This window comes from Nonomuraea harbinensis (assembly GCF_019396385.1).
Lineage (GTDB): Bacteria > Actinomycetota > Actinomycetes > Streptosporangiales > Streptosporangiaceae > Nonomuraea > Nonomuraea ferruginea.
On record NZ_JAHKRN010000004.1, the window covers coordinates 16,288 to 29,481 of the forward strand.

The window sequence follows — 13,194 nt, forward strand, 5'->3', positions numbered from 1 at the left end:
GGCGATCCGGCGGGGGCCCTCAGGCCTCCGCCGCCGTCGCCACCCGCTGGGTGACGCGGCGCTCGACGTAGAACGACAGGAACGGCACGGTGCCGCCGAGCATGACGCCCAGCATGTAGGGCCACGCCCAGCGGGCCTTCATGCCCAGGTTCATCACCGCGACCAGGTAGAGCATGTAGAGGCCGCCGTGGATGGGCGAGATCACCTTCGACGGGCCGGGGATGTCGAAGCCGTAGCGCAGCACCATGCCGCCGCAGAGCACGAGCAGCATGACGCCGACGATGTAGGCGAGCACCCGGAAGGGCTTGAGAGCCGATTCCACCGTTAACCTTCCAGAACCATTTCGGGGGACTCTTCACGGTCCCGATCCGCTCGTACGGCGTCGCGTACGAAGTGGAACCACATGAACACGGCGAACCCCGCGAAGATCCACCAGTTGGCGGCGTAGGCGAGGTTGCGCCAGGTGACTTCGCCGCCGGCCATCGGCGGCGGCGAGGCGACCTGGGTGAGCGCGCCCGAGGGCGGCTCCGCCACGACGTAGCCGTTGCGCACCCGCTCGCCCTGCCACAGGTTGACCAGCTCGCCGGTCGCCACCGTCTGCACCTGGCCGGGGGGCAGCCCTTCCTGCCTGCGCTGGACCGTGTCGCTGCCCTGCTGCGGGCGCAGCCGGCCCGGCACGCTCATCCGGCCCGCCGGCACGGCCGTGGCCGCGGGGTCGGCGGCGTCGGCCACCCAGCCGCGCACCACCGGCATCAGCGTGCCGTCGTCGAGCCTGATCGGGGTCAGCACCCAGTAGCCGTGGTCGCGCGAGACCTTGCCGCCGGGCGCGTCGACGTCGGGCCGCCGGTCGGCGACCAGGAGCTGGCGGCCGGCTTCGTAGACGCCTTCGACGGTGACCTTGCGGGCGACGGCGGTGCCCTGCATCTGCGCGCCGAGGGGGGCCAGCTCCGTGACGGGGACCGGGGCGGGGTCGGTGGTCATCACCGGCCGCCCCGAGTCCTCGAACACGCCGAGCTGCCAGCGGCCCAGCATGATGAACGCGATCACGACCCCGATCGTGAGCAGGTGCAGCCCAAGCAGGCGCGGCGAGAGCAGGGTCTTGAGCATGCGTCAAAACTATCCGCCCACGTGACCGGTCTGCTAACCAGCCCGCCGCGGGGAAGGCGATAAAACGCGCAAATGCGGCAGGCGATCACGCTAGGCTGCTGGCCATGTCTGACCAGCATATCGATCCCGCGGGCAACACCCAGCAGTTCCGCGCGTTCGCGCAGCGGTCCGAGCAGGAGTCTGCCGCCTCCGCTGCCAAGAAGTCGCCGGTTCTGCCGATCATCGCGGTGGTCGTCGTCGTCGCCGTCATCGGTGTGGCGGCGTTCCTCCTGCTGCGGTAGACCTCCCTTCACGTCACGGGGGGCCACCCGCCACGGACCGTGGCGGGTTTTCGTCATGCCCCGGGCCCTCTGATCAGCGGCGCTGACGCACCACGAGAGCGCTGCCGCCGCCGCGCCTGGACGGCTCGGCGACCGCCTGGACGCGGTCCCCGCGGAGGAACTCCAGCGCGGTGGCCGCGCCGATCTCCGGGTTCAGCACCAGGTCGTGGCCCCTGGCCTCCAGCTCCTGCTCGTAGCGGTCGAGGAAGCCCTGCTCGGCCTGCGTCTGCGCGGTGTTGCGCTGCGTCGCCCTGGGCGCCGCCAGCGCCTCGGGCAGCGACATGCCGAACTCGTACCGGTTGACCAGGATCTGCAGCACGGTCGTGATGATCGTGGAACCGCCCGGCGAGCCGAGCGCCATCACCGGCCTGCCGTGGTCGAACACCAGCGTCGGCGCCATCGACGAGCGCGGCCGCTTGCCGGGGGCGGGCAGGTTCGGGTCGCCCGGCGCCGGGCCGAAGGTGAAGTCGGTCAGCTCGTTGTTGAGCAGGAAGCCGCGGCCCGGCACCACGATGCCGTTGCCGCCGGTGGACTCGATCGTCAGGTTGTACGCGACCACGTTGCCCCACCGGTCGGCCACCACCAGGTGCGTGGTCTCCGGACCCTCGGCCGTGGTCTCCGCGGCGGTGCCCTGCGGCGCCGGGCAGGTCTCGTACGAGCCGTCGGGGCTGCCGGGAGCGGCCGGGTGCGCGATGGCGCGGTCGCCGACCAGGCAGGCGCGTTCCTTGGCGAAGCCGTCGGACAGCAGCTCCTTCAGCGGCACGCCAGGCACGTCGCCGACGTAGGCGTTGCGGTCGGCGAAGGCCAGCCTGGACGCCTCCAGATACTCGTGCACCCCGGTTTCGGGCAGCGCGTCGAGGATGTTGAGCGCCTCCCCCACGGTCGAGCCGCCCGACGACGGCGGCGCCATGCCGTACACCGTCAGGCCCCTGTAGCCGGACCTGGTCGGCTCACGCATCAGCGCGCGGTAGTCGCGCAGGTCGCGCAGCTCCATCAGGCCGGGCCTGACGTTCCTGGTGGCTCCGGGGGCGACCGGCGGGCGCTTGACCGTGGCCACGACCTCCTTGCCGAGCTCTCCCCCGTACAGCCAGCCGGTGCCGCGCCGGCCCAGCTCGCGGTAGGTGGCGGCCAGCTCGGGGTTCCTGAAGACGGAGCCGACGGGCGGCGGCGCGCCGTTCGGCAGGTAGAGCTTCGCCGTGGAGGTGAAGTCCTTGAAGCGGGCGGCGTTCTGCGCGGTCTGGTCGTGGAACGTCTGGTCGACCACGAATCCCCTGGACGCGACCGTGACGGCCGGCTGGAGCGCCTGCTTCAGCGACATCGTGCCGAACCGGCGTAAGGCCAGGTCCCACTGCGCGACCGCGCCAGGCACGCCGGCCGACAGGCCGCTGGTGACCGCCTCCTCGAAGGGGATGCCCTCCAGCGAGGTGGCCGTCATGGCCCGGGGCGCGGCCTCGCGGCCGTCGATGGTGTGCACCTTCCGGCGCTGGGCGTCGTAGTAGACGATGAAGCCGCCGCCGGCCAGACCGGCGGAGTAGGGCTCGGTGACGCCCAGCACCGCGCCGGCGGCCACGGCGGCGTCGACGGCGTTGCCGCCTCTCTTGAGCACGTCGACGGCCGCCTTGGAGGCGTCGAGGTCGACGGTCGCGACCGCGCCTCCGTACCCCTCGGCGACCGGGACCTTCTGCGGTTGGTGGTGTGGTCCGGCCACCGCCGGGGCGGCGGGGGCCAGGGTGACGAGGACTGCTGCTGCGGGAACGATCACGTGGCGCATGGACTCCACGATGACCTAGGTACGTCCCGGGCGGTAGGGCCCCCTGCGACACCCGGGGGATGCGCCGCTGGGCACCCGGGCCTAGCGTGGTGACCGTGCGCAAGAAGTCAGGGCTGGACCCGTACAACGCGCTGGTGGTGGCGGCCGCCCAGCTCGTGCTCTCGTACGGCGCGTACTGGGGGCAGCGCGACTTCCGCGAGCCGCTGGACTGGCTGGCGGTCGCGCTGCTGCTGGTGGGACCGGTGGGCGTGCTGCTCCGGCGGCGCTATCCGGTCGGGACCTCCGTCGTCGCGCTCGCGGCCACCTACGCCTACACCTGGTCCGGATACCCGTACGGGCCCGTCTACCTGTCGCCGATCATCCTGCTGTTCTCCCTCGTCACCCTGGGGCAGCGGGTCAAGGCGTGGGTGATGGCCGGGGTGACCATCGTGGTCTTCATCACCTACGGCTACATCCGGTCAGGGGAGCCGACGGGGCTCTTCCACGACCTGGCGGTGACCGCGTTCGTCCTGCTCCTCATGGTGGTGGCGGAGCTGACCAGGATCGTCAGGGAGCGGCGCGCCCAGCAGCAGCGGGCGGCCGAGGAGGAGAACAGGCGGCAGGCCAGCGAGGAGCGGCTGACCATGGCGCAGGAGCTGCACGACGTGCTGGCGCACAACATCTCGCTCATCCACGTGCAGGCCTCGACCGCGCTGCACCTCATCGACGACAACCCCCAGCAGGCCCGGACCGCGCTGGCCACGATCAAGACCGCCTCCAAGGAGGTGCTCGGCGAGATGCGCTCGGTGCTGAACGTGCTGCGCGACGGCGCGCCCCGTTCCCCCACCGCCGGGCTGGACCGCCTCGACGAGCTGCTCGAGCGCTCCGGCCTGGACGTGAAGCTGGAACGCGCCGGCTCGCGCGCGCTGCCGCCGCAGGTCGAGCGGGCCGCCTACCGGATCGTCCAGGAGTCGCTCACCAACGCCGCCAGGCACGCCCCCGGCGCGGCGGTGACGGTCCTGCTCGCGTACGGGGCCCGCGAGCTGGTCATCGAGGTCACCGACGGCGGCTCCACCACACCCCCCGTGCTGGCCGGAGAGGGCAGCGGCAACGGCATCCCCGGCATGCGCGAGCGGGCCGTCGCGCTGGGCGGGACGCTGGCGGCCGGTCCATCAGGCCGCGGCTTCCAGGTCTCGGCCCGCCTGCCCCTTCCCGAGGAGAACGCATGATCAAGGTGTTGCTCGCCGACGACCAGGCGCTGGTGCGGGCGGGCTTCAAGGCCCTGCTCGACGCCCAGCCCGACATGGGCGTGGTCGCCGAGGCCGCCGACGGCGCGGAGGCCATCCGGCTGGCCCGCGAGCACGGGCCCGACGTGGTGCTCATGGACATCCGCATGCCGGGCATGGACGGGCTCACCGCCACCCGGCAGATGCCGGAGGGGCCGCACATCATCATCCTGACCACGTTCGAGCTGGACGAGTACGTCTTCGAGGCGTTGCGCGGCGGGGCCAGCGGGTTCCTGGTCAAGGACACCGAGCCGGCCGAGCTCATCCAGGCGGTGCGGGTGGTCGCGGCCGGCGAGGCGCTCCTGTCGCCGAGCGTGACCCGCCGCCTGATCGCCGAGTACGCGTCCCGCGCCAAGGAACCGCTGGCCGCCGAGAACCTGGACCAGCTCACCGACCGCGAGCGCGAGGTGCTCACCCTGGTCGGCGGCGGCATGACCAACGACGAGATCGCGGCGAAGCTGTTCATGTCCCCGGCCACGGCCAAGACGCATGTGAGCCGGGCGATGATGAAGCTGCACGCCCGGGATCGGGCGCAGCTGGTGGTGATCGCATACGAGTCCGGCCTGGTGAAACCGGGCTGGCTCTGAACCCCGGGAGGAGGCCACCCGATGGCCGGGCTGCGTGACGTGGTGGTCGACTGCGCGCACCCCGCCTCGCTCGCCCGGTTCTGGGCCGCCGCGCTCGACGGCTACGCGGTGGCTCCGTACGACGACGCCGAGCTGGCCAGGCTGCGCGCCCAGGGGATCGACGACCCCGAGGACGACCCCACGGTCCTGGTGGAGGGCGGGCCTCCGCGGCTGTGGTTCCAGCGGGTCCCGGAGCGCAAGGCGGGCAAGAACCGCCTCCATCTCGACCTTCAGGCCGAGGACCGGGAGGCCGAGGTCGAGCGGCTCGCCGGGCTCGGGGCCGCCGTGCTCGACCGGCGCGAGGAGTGGACGGTGCTGGCCGACCCCGAGGGCAACGAATTCTGCGTCTTCTGAACCCTCACGGCCCGAAGGTGAACATGCGCTCGCCCGGCGTCAGAGGCTCGGGACGTCCTGTGAAGCGGTGCGCGCCCACGCCGAACCCCGCCTCCGGGTCCGACAGCCACGAGAGCTCGAAGCCGCGCTCGCCGAACCATTCGCAGATCAGCGGCACCAGGTCGGGCGGGGTGCGGTGCCGGGTCCAGATGACGGTGCCGCCGGTGGCGCAGAGCCGCGCGCAGTAGCCGACGGTGCGCCGGACGTCCTCGTCGGTGAGGTTGCCGAACAGCCCGCAGGCGAGCACCAGATCGGCGGGCGCCATGCCCTCGTAGCAGTCGGTGCGGGCGGCGTCGGCCGTCACCACCTCGACCTGGTCCAGGCCCGCCGCCGCGGCCGCCCGCCGGGCGATCGCGGCGTTGCCCGGGTCCAGCTCCACCAGGCGCGCCCGTACGTCGGCACGGCGGGGATGACCGGCCAGCACGCCGAGGACGTCACGGCCCTGGCCGGCGCACAGGCTGATCGCCTTCACCGGGCCGGGGGCGCAGGCGTCCAGCGCCGCCCCGACCCGCTCCTGGACGGCCCGCAGCCGCCGCGCCAGCCACGAACCAGGGAGGTCGTACGCGTCGTGCCAGGTCTGCCAGTCCATGACGCACATCCTCGGGCGTACGGGACGGCGAACGGAAGCAAAGGAGGTAAACGGCACGGAGGGTGAAAGAACTGTCACTGGCCGCGTCCGGGCCAGGGCCGTTACGTTCGGAGGAGACCTTCGGCGGAGGGGACGATGATGCAGGCGGCGGCCCTGTTCGGCAGTGGTCTCGTCGCCGGTCTGGTGGCGGGGACCGCGTCGTGCACGGCCGTGCAGGGAGGTCTGCTCGTCGGGCTGACCGGGGAGCGCGACCGGGTGGTGCTGGGGTGGTTCCTGACGGGCCGGCTGGTGTCCTACACGGCGGCGGGCGCGCTGCTCGGGCTCGCGGGCTCGGCGGTGAAGCCGCCGCCGCAGGCGCGGGCGGTGCTGCTGGTGGCGGCGGGCCTCATGGTGATCGCGTTCGCGGTCAGGCTCTACCGCCGCCCCGGTTGCCAGCCGCCGCGCCGTGCGTTCGGCGGGCTGGGCCCGCCGCTGCTCGGGGCCGCCACGATCCTGGTGCCGTGCGGGGTGACGATCGGCATGGAGCTGCTCGCGATCACCAGCGGCTCGGCGCTGTCGGGGGCCGCGGTGATGGCCGGGTTCGTGCTCGGCACCGCGCCCGCGCTGGCGCTGCTGGGCTGGCTGCTGCGGCGCGTCACCCGTACGAGACTGGCGAGGGCGGCGGCGGTGCTGGCCGCCGCGGCGGGGCTGTGGACGGTCGGCACGGGCGTCAACCTCGGGGGCTGGCTGCCCGCGACCGCGACCACGACCGGCGCGCGGAGCCCTGTCGTGACCATCTGGGCGCTGCGCGACGGCTACCGTCCGGCGGCGGTGGAGGCGCCCGCCGGGGTGCCGGTCGAGGTGGTGTTCAAGCTGGTCGACCGGGGCTGCACGGAGACCGTGGCGTTCGCCGGGCGGGACCTGGCGCTGCCCGCGACCGTGCGGCTGCCGCCGCAGCCGCCGGGCACGCTCCGCTACGCCTGCGGCATGGGCATGTTCACCGGGATAATCAAGTTCTCCTGAGCCGCTCGGCGATTACGGTTCGCAATCGGGCGATCACATGCCACCCTTCTGGCATGCTCTGGCAAGGTGATGCGACGAGGCCGGCCGTCCCGGCGCCGCGCGTGGGTGACGAGGCGGAGCTGCTGATGGCCGCGCAGCGGGGCGACGCCCAGGCCGCGCACCGGCTCGGCAGGCTCTACGCCCAGCGCGGCGACCGCGGCGCGGCCCGCCACTGGTGGGAGTCCGCGGCCGGGGCCGGGAACGTCGACAGCGCCTACAACCTGGGCCTGTGGCACGAGAAGCACGGCACGCTCGACGAGGCGCTCGGCTGGTACAAGCGCGCGGCGGCGGCGGGTGACGCCGAGGCGGCGGTCAACCTGGCGACGCTGCTGCAGGAGCAGCGCGGCGACCCCGGCAGGGCCAGGATCTGGTTCGAGCGCGCGGCCCAGGCGGGCAGCCGGACGGCGGCGCGCAGGCTGGCGCTGATCTGCGAAGACACCGGCGAGCTCGTGGCGGCGCGTGACTGGCACCGGCAGGCGGCGGCGGGCGGCGACGCCGCGTCCGCGCACGACCTGGGTTTCCTGGCCTACTCGGCGGGCGAGGACGCCGAGACCGTGCGCTGGTGGGAGACCGCCTGCCAGGCCGGTCATGCCGGCGCGGCCTACTGCCTGGGCCTGCTCCTGCAGGCCGGGCGCGACCCGGAGGGCGCCGAGGCCTACTACCGGCTGGCCGCCAAGAGCGAGCATCCCGGCGCGGCGGTCCAGCTCGGCGCCATCGCGCTGTCGCGCCGCGACCTGCGCACCGCCAGGGGCTGGTACGAGCAGGCGGCGTACGCGGGGCGGCTGGAGGGCCAGCGGATGGCCGGGTTCGTCTGCGTGGAGCTGGGCGACGCGAAGGGCGCCAGCCACTGGTTCGGCAGGGGCGCGGCGGCCGGAGACCCGGAGTCGGCGTTCAACTTCGGGCTGCTGCTGATCGCCGAGTTCGGCGACCTGAAGGGCGGCCGCCACTGGTTCCGGCAGGCGGCGCTGGCCGGCCACCACCGGGCGGCGCTGGAGCTGGCCGGGCTGCTGTCGGCGGCGGGCCGGGGCGCCGAGGCCGAGGAGTGGCTGACCGACCCGCCGCCGCCCGTCTGGGACCGGACGGCCGAGCCGGAGCTGGCCGCCAGGGCCGAGCTGGCGGCGCTGGCGACCGATCGCCGTGGCGGCGTGGCCCTTGAGGTGGCGGAGCTGAACGAGATCCTCGGCACCTGGGACCTGGTGACGAGGCCGCTGCTCGACCACGGCGAGGTGATCGCCTGGCTGGTGGCGCGGAGCGGGCTGCACGCGAGCGCGGTCGAGCACCTCGCGTCGGTGCGCGGCACGCTGCTGCGCCCGGGCAGCGCCCCGTGGCCCAGCCCGGTGGAGGTCGCCCACGTGCTGTCGACGGCGCGCGAGCTGCGCGGCAGGCTCGGGCTGTCCGGCGCCGCCCGTGACGGCGCCGACGCCCGCATGCCCGGGTTCTAGGCCGCCAGGACGTCGGCGACTTTGGTGTGCGGCAGGTGCAGGGCCTGGGCGACGGGCTCGTTGGTGAGGGCGCCGTCGTGGGTGTTGAGGCCGCCCGCGAGGCCCGCGTCCTCCTTGAGCGCGTCCTTCCAGCCCAGGTCGGCCAGCTTGAGCGCGTACGGGAGCGTGGCGTTGGTGAGCGCGTAGGTCGAGGTGTTGGGCACCGAGCCCGGCATGTTGGCCACGCAGTAGAAGACCGAGCCGTGCACCCGGTAGGTGGGCTCGGCGTGCGTGGTCGGCCGCGAGTCTGCGAAGCAGCCGCCCTGGTCGATCGCGATGTCGACGAGCACCGAGCCCCTCTTCATGCGGGCGACCAGCTCGTTGGTGACCAGCGTCGGGGCCTTCGCGCCGGGGATGAGCACCGCGCCGATGACCAGGTCGGCGGCCAGGACCTCCCGCTCGATCGCGTACGCGGTCGACACCAGCGTCTTGAGCCTGCCCTGGTAGACGGCGTCGATGAAGCGCAGCCGGTCGACGTTGGTGTCGAGCACGGTGACGTCCGCGCCCATGCCGACGGCGATCTGCGCGGCGTTCAGTCCGGAGACGCCGCCGCCGATGACGACGATCTTCGCGGGGGCCACGCCCGGCACGCCGCCGGGCAGCACGCCGCGGCCGCCGTTGAACCGCATCAGGTTGTACGCGCCCACCTGCGGCGCCAGCCTGCCCGCCACCTCCGACATGGGCGCGAGCAGCGGCAGTGCCCCGTTGACCTGCACGGTCTCGTACGCGATGGCGGTGGTGCGGGCGGCCAGCAGCGCGTCGGTGCACGGCCGTGAGGCGGCCAGGTGCAGGTAGGTGAAGATCACCAGGCCCTCGCGCAGCCGGTGGTACTCCTCGGCGATCGGCTCCTTGACCTTGAGCACCAGGTCGGCCTCGGCCCACACCTGGTCGGCGCTGTCGCGGATCTTCGCTCCGGCGGCGAGATACTCCTCGTCGGTGATGTGCGAGCCCTCGCCCGCGCCGCGCTGGACGGTCACGTCGTGGCCGCGCTCGACCAGCTCGTGCACCCCGGCCGGGGTGGCGGCGACGCGGTATTCGTGGTTCTTGACCTCGGCAGGTACGCCGATCTTCATGGGCTGTCTGTCCTTTCGGAGAAAAAAATATCCGGTACGGGATCCCGTACCGGATATTTTGTCGATCAGAGGCGCGCCCACGCCTCCTTCAGCACACTTCGTAGAATTCCGCCGATCTCTTCGAACTCCCGCGGCCCGGCGATCAACGGCGGCGCGAGCTGGATGACGGGGTCGCCGCGGTCGTCGGCCCGGCAGTAGAGGCCGGCGTCGAACAGCGCCTGCGACAGGAACCCGCGCAGCAGCCGCTCGGACTCCTCGGCGTTGAACGTCTCCTTGGTGTCACGGTCCTTGACCAGCTCGATGCCCCAGAAGTAGCCGGAGCCGCGGACGTCTCCGACGATGGGCAGGTCGTCCTTCAGGCTCTCCAGCGTAGCCCTGAACAGCGGCTCGTTCCTGGTGACGTGGCCGAGCAGGTCCTCGCGCTCGAAGATGTCGAGGTTGGCCAGCGCCACGGCGGCCGAGACGGGGTGGCCGCCGAAGGTGTAGCCGTGGGCGAAGATCTCGTCGCCGTTCTTGAACGGCTCGAACAGGCGGTCGTGCGCGATCATCGCGCCGATCGGCGAGTAGCCGCTGGTCATGCCCTTGGCGCAGGTGATGATGTCGGGGACGTAGTCGAACTTCTCGCCGCCGAACATGGTGCCGAGGCGGCCGAAGGCGCAGATGACCTCGTCGGAGACGAGCAGCACGTCGTACTCGTCGCAGATCTCGCGCAGCCGCTGCCAGTAGCCGGGCGGCGGCGGGAAGCAGCCGCCGGCGTTCTGCACCGGCTCGGCGAAGACGGCGGCCACCGTGTCGGGGCCCTCCATCTCGATGGCGCGGGCCACCCGCTCGGCCGCCCAGTAGCCGTACTCCTCGGGCGTCATGCCGGGGACGCCGGTGGTCTCGTCGGCGCGGTAGTGGTTGGTGTTCGGCACCCGCACGGAACCGGGCACGAGCGGCTCGAACATCTGCTTGAACGCCGGGATGCCGGTGATCGACAGGGCGCCCTGCGTGGTGCCGTGGTAGGCGATCTGGCGGCTGATGACCTTGTGCTTGAGCGGCTTGCCGATGAGCTTGTAGTACTGCTTGGCGAGCTTCCACGCGCTCTCGACGGCCTCGCTGCCGCTGGTGGTGAAGAACACGCGGTTGAGGTCGCCGGGCGTCAGGCTCGCCAGGCGCTGGGCCAGCTCCGCGGCCTTGGGGTGCGCGTACGACCAGAGCGGGAAGAACGCCAGCTCCTGCGCCTGCTTGGCGGCGGCCTCGGCCAGCTCGCCGCGTCCGTGGCCCACCTGGACGACGAAGAGCCCCGCCAGACCGTCGAGGTAGCGCTTGCCGTGGATGTCGTAGATGTAGGAGCCCTCACCGCGGACGATGGTGGGCACCTCGGACTTCTGGTAGGAGCTGTGCCTGGTGAAGTGCAACCACAGGTTGTCCTGCGCGGCCTTCAGGACGTCGTGTTCCGGCTGCGTCATGTGTATCTTCCCTCGTTCGATCTGCACACCAGTGTGCAACCTCACCAGCCACTTTGCCAAGGGATTGCGTCGCTACCCCAGTGACGTGAACCGAGATCCGCAGAACTTTTCGGTAACAACTACGAAATCCGCAGGTACCCTGGCGCAGTGGTCACACCCTTTCACCTGCTGTGAGCGACGGTGTGATCCAATGGAACGCCCGACCACCGAGAAGACCCCCGGGGGACCGTCCCGTGACTCCTGAGCAGATCGAGAGCGCCGTTGCGGCTGCGATGCCGCAGACCGTCGAGGAGCTCAAGCGGCTGGCCGCCATCCCGTCGGTCGCCTTCCCCGGCCACCCCGAGGAGCCCGTGCACGCCGCCGCGGCGGCGGTGGAGGAGCTGCTGCGCAGCACCGGCCTGCCGCGCGTGCAGCGCGTCCCGGTCGACAACAGCTTCCCCGCCGTGTTCGCCGAGGCTCCCGCGCCGCCCGGCGCGCCGACCGTCCTGCTGTACGCCCACTACGACGTGCAGCCAGCGGGCGACCCGGCCTCCTGGCGCACGCCGCCGTTCGAGCCCACGCTGATCGACGGCAAGCTGTACGGCCGCGGCGTGGCCGACGACAAGTCCGGCGTCATGTCGCACGTCGCCGCGCTCCGCGTCTTCCAGGGCCGCTTCCCCGTCGGCGTCAAGGTCATCATCGAGGGCCAGGAGGAATACGCCGGCGAGCGGCTGGAGGCGTTCGTCGAGCGCAACCCCGACCTGCTGCGGGCCGACGCGGTGGTGGTGGCCGACACCGGCAACCCGCGCGTCGGCGACCCGGCGGTGACGACCTCGCTGCGCGGCATGGCGGCCTTCACCATGGAGGTGCGCACGCTCCGCGAGCCGCTCCACAGCGGCTCGTTCGGCGGCGCCGCTCCTGACGCGCTGGCGGCGCTGATGCGCATGTGCGCCGCGCTGCACGACGAGAACGGCGACGTCCGGGTCCCCGGCCTGCCCCGTGGCAGCTTCCTGGGTCAGGGGCCGACGGAGGAGGAGTTCCGCAAGACCGCGGGCGTGGCCGACGGCGTGTCGCTGGTCGGCTCCGGCTCGCTGGCCGACCGGCTGTGGGCCTCGTACGCGATCACCGTGACCGGGCTCGACGTGCCGTCGGTCTCGGGTGCGGTCAACGCCGTGCAGCCGGTGGCGCGGGCCAGGGTGACGGTGCGGGTGCCGCCGGCGGGCGACCCGAAGACCACGGTCAACGCGGTGGTGGAGTTCCTGCAGCAGGTGGCGCCGTGGGGCGTGCGGGTGTCATTCGGCGACCTCACGGTCGGCTCGGGCTTCCAGGCCGACTCGGGCGGCACGGCGCGCGCCGCGCTCAACAGGGCGATGGAGCGGGCCTTCGGCCGGCCGCCGCGCGACGTGGGGGCGGGCGGCTCGATCCCGCTGGTCAACACGCTGCTCAAGCAGTTCCCCGCGGCGGAGATCCTGCTGTTCGGCGCCGAGGACGAGGACGCCGCCTGCCACGCGCCGAACGAGCGGGTCGACCTGGAGGAGCTGCGCCGGGTGGTGACCACCGAGGCGCTCTTCCTGCAGGAGCTGGCGCAGCCGTAGTCAGAAGCGCCAGCGGGTCTGCGCGTAGTCGCCCTTGCGGAAGCCGAAGGCTCGCGCGGGGGCGACCTCGAACACCAGGGCCCGCCCGCCCGCGCTGTTGTGGAAGGCCCCGTCGTGGACGTCGAAGTGCCAGTCGGGGCCGTACTTCGCCTCCCAGGCGTCCGCCAGCGCCTTCAGCCCGCCCTCGTCGGTGACCTGCTCGGCTACGCCCTCCACGACCAGGTCCAGGCCCTGTCCCAGGGTGTTGGCGCCGGTGGTGAGCGCGACCTGCCGGTTGGCCTCCAGGTTTCTGGCCTTCTGCTCCTCCGGGCCGGTGCAGAAGTGGAGCGCGCCGTCCTGCCAGACGGCCAGCAGGGGCGTGACGTGCGGGCGGCCGTCGCGGCGTACGGTCGACAGCCACCAGACCTCGGCGCGTTCCAGCAGCTCGGCGGCCTCCTCCCAGGTGGTGGCGGCGGCGCCGCCGGCGCTGAAGCGGGCGTCGAGCTCGGTGATCGGGTTCATGG

The 13,194-nt window shown here is 72.6% G+C and carries 14 protein-coding genes; 7 read left to right on the forward strand and 7 right to left on the reverse strand.

The annotated features are described in order from the left end of the window. Nucleotides 1-19: 19 nt before the first annotated feature. Together KME79_RS05115 and KME79_RS05120 are read right to left on the reverse strand one after the other, a co-directional pair. Complete coding sequence (locus tag KME79_RS05115; protein WP_187281369.1) at nt 20-322, reverse strand: DUF3817 domain-containing protein; 303 nt, start codon at nt 320-322, stop codon at nt 20-22. 2 nt (nt 323-324) lie between these two features. Further along, nucleotides 325-1,107: an SURF1 family protein gene (locus KME79_RS05120; RefSeq protein WP_219543500.1), complete on the reverse strand. Its 783-nt coding sequence runs from the start codon at nt 1,105-1,107 to the stop codon at nt 325-327. Nucleotides 1,108-1,211: 104 nt separating this feature from the next. Between KME79_RS05120 and KME79_RS05125 the strand changes: the two genes are divergently transcribed. Further along, complete coding sequence (locus KME79_RS05125; protein ID WP_187281371.1) at nt 1,212-1,388, forward strand: hypothetical protein; 177 nt, start codon at nt 1,212-1,214, stop codon at nt 1,386-1,388. Nucleotides 1,389-1,461: 73 nt separating this feature from the next. Here KME79_RS05125 and ggt read toward each other — a convergent pair whose 3' ends face one another. Beyond that, nucleotides 1,462-3,198: a gamma-glutamyltransferase gene (gene ggt, locus KME79_RS05130; protein ID WP_219543501.1), complete on the reverse strand. Its 1,737-nt coding sequence runs from the start codon at nt 3,196-3,198 to the stop codon at nt 1,462-1,464. A 95-nt stretch (nt 3,199-3,293) separates the two neighbouring features. Between ggt and KME79_RS05135 the strand changes: the two genes are divergently transcribed. From KME79_RS05135 to KME79_RS05145, 3 genes are read left to right on the forward strand one after another with little or no spacing between them, the layout of a single operon-like run. Further along, nucleotides 3,294-4,406 (forward strand): sensor histidine kinase, encoded by a 1,113-nt coding sequence (locus tag KME79_RS05135; RefSeq protein WP_219543502.1) that lies wholly within the window; start codon nt 3,294-3,296, stop codon nt 4,404-4,406. After that, complete coding sequence (locus KME79_RS05140) at nt 4,403-5,050, forward strand: response regulator (RefSeq protein WP_148034132.1); 648 nt, start codon at nt 4,403-4,405, stop codon at nt 5,048-5,050. The genes KME79_RS05135 and KME79_RS05140 overlap by 4 nt, the downstream gene beginning before the upstream one ends. A gap of 21 nt (nt 5,051-5,071) precedes the next feature. Then, on the forward strand, nt 5,072-5,443 hold the full coding sequence (locus tag KME79_RS05145; protein WP_219543503.1) for a VOC family protein: 372 nt from the start codon (nt 5,072-5,074) through the stop codon (nt 5,441-5,443). Nucleotides 5,444-5,447: 4 nt separating this feature from the next. Here KME79_RS05145 and KME79_RS05150 read toward each other — a convergent pair whose 3' ends face one another. Next, a complete protein-coding gene (locus KME79_RS05150) occupies nt 5,448-6,071 on the reverse strand; it encodes a methyltransferase domain-containing protein (protein ID WP_219543504.1) in 624 nt (207 codons plus the stop codon). 135 nt (nt 6,072-6,206) lie between these two features. On the opposite strand from KME79_RS05150, the gene KME79_RS05155 reads away from it, so the two are divergent. After that, nucleotides 6,207-7,073, forward strand: coding sequence for a sulfite exporter TauE/SafE family protein (locus KME79_RS05155; protein WP_219543505.1), 867 nt, complete (start codon nt 6,207-6,209; stop codon nt 7,071-7,073). Between the two features lie 53 nt (nt 7,074-7,126). Further along, nucleotides 7,127-8,554: a tetratricopeptide repeat protein gene (locus KME79_RS05160; RefSeq protein ID WP_219543506.1), complete on the forward strand. Its 1,428-nt coding sequence runs from the start codon at nt 7,127-7,129 to the stop codon at nt 8,552-8,554. On the opposite strand, the gene ald is transcribed toward KME79_RS05160, so the two are convergent. Together ald and KME79_RS05170 are read right to left on the reverse strand one after the other, a co-directional pair. Continuing rightward, on the reverse strand, nt 8,551-9,666 hold the full coding sequence (ald, locus tag KME79_RS05165; protein ID WP_219543507.1) for an alanine dehydrogenase: 1,116 nt from the start codon (nt 9,664-9,666) through the stop codon (nt 8,551-8,553). The two genes, KME79_RS05160 and ald, sit on opposite strands and share 4 nt — an antisense overlap. 65 nt (nt 9,667-9,731) lie before the next feature. After that, complete coding sequence (locus KME79_RS05170; RefSeq protein ID WP_219543508.1) at nt 9,732-11,117, reverse strand: aspartate aminotransferase family protein; 1,386 nt, start codon at nt 11,115-11,117, stop codon at nt 9,732-9,734. A 233-nt stretch (nt 11,118-11,350) separates the two neighbouring features. On the opposite strand from KME79_RS05170, the gene KME79_RS05175 reads away from it, so the two are divergent. After that, nucleotides 11,351-12,691, forward strand: coding sequence for a M20/M25/M40 family metallo-hydrolase (locus KME79_RS05175; protein WP_148034138.1), 1,341 nt, complete (start codon nt 11,351-11,353; stop codon nt 12,689-12,691). On the opposite strand, the gene KME79_RS05180 is transcribed toward KME79_RS05175, so the two are convergent. Next, entirely contained in the window at nt 12,692-13,192 is a 501-nt protein-coding gene (locus KME79_RS05180; RefSeq protein ID WP_219543509.1) for a pyridoxamine 5'-phosphate oxidase family protein, read from the reverse strand. Nucleotides 13,193-13,194 lie beyond the last annotated feature (2 nt).

Excerpts from the sequence above, each read along its gene's own strand:
- ald (WP_219543507.1), bottom strand. The coding sequence starts at position 9,666 with ATGAAGATCGGCGTACCTGCCGAGGTCAAGAACCACGAATACCGCGTC.
- KME79_RS05120 (WP_219543500.1), bottom strand. The coding sequence starts at position 1,107 with ATGCTCAAGACCCTGCTCTCGCCGCGCCTGCTTGGGCTGCACCTGCTC.
- KME79_RS05160 (WP_219543506.1), top strand. The coding sequence starts at position 7,127 with ATGCTCTGGCAAGGTGATGCGACGAGGCCGGCCGTCCCGGCGCCGCGC.
- KME79_RS05170 (WP_219543508.1), bottom strand. The coding sequence starts at position 11,117 with ATGACGCAGCCGGAACACGACGTCCTGAAGGCCGCGCAGGACAACCTG.
- KME79_RS05155 (WP_219543505.1), top strand. The coding sequence starts at position 6,207 with ATGATGCAGGCGGCGGCCCTGTTCGGCAGTGGTCTCGTCGCCGGTCTG.
- KME79_RS05150 (WP_219543504.1), bottom strand. The coding sequence starts at position 6,071 with ATGGACTGGCAGACCTGGCACGACGCGTACGACCTCCCTGGTTCGTGG.
- KME79_RS05180 (WP_219543509.1), bottom strand. The coding sequence starts at position 13,192 with ATGAACCCGATCACCGAGCTCGACGCCCGCTTCAGCGCCGGCGGCGCC.
- KME79_RS05140 (WP_148034132.1), top strand. The coding sequence starts at position 4,403 with ATGATCAAGGTGTTGCTCGCCGACGACCAGGCGCTGGTGCGGGCGGGC.
- ggt (WP_219543501.1), bottom strand. The coding sequence starts at position 3,198 with ATGCGCCACGTGATCGTTCCCGCAGCAGCAGTCCTCGTCACCCTGGCC.
- KME79_RS05125 (WP_187281371.1), top strand. The coding sequence starts at position 1,212 with ATGTCTGACCAGCATATCGATCCCGCGGGCAACACCCAGCAGTTCCGC.
- KME79_RS05145 (WP_219543503.1), top strand. The coding sequence starts at position 5,072 with ATGGCCGGGCTGCGTGACGTGGTGGTCGACTGCGCGCACCCCGCCTCG.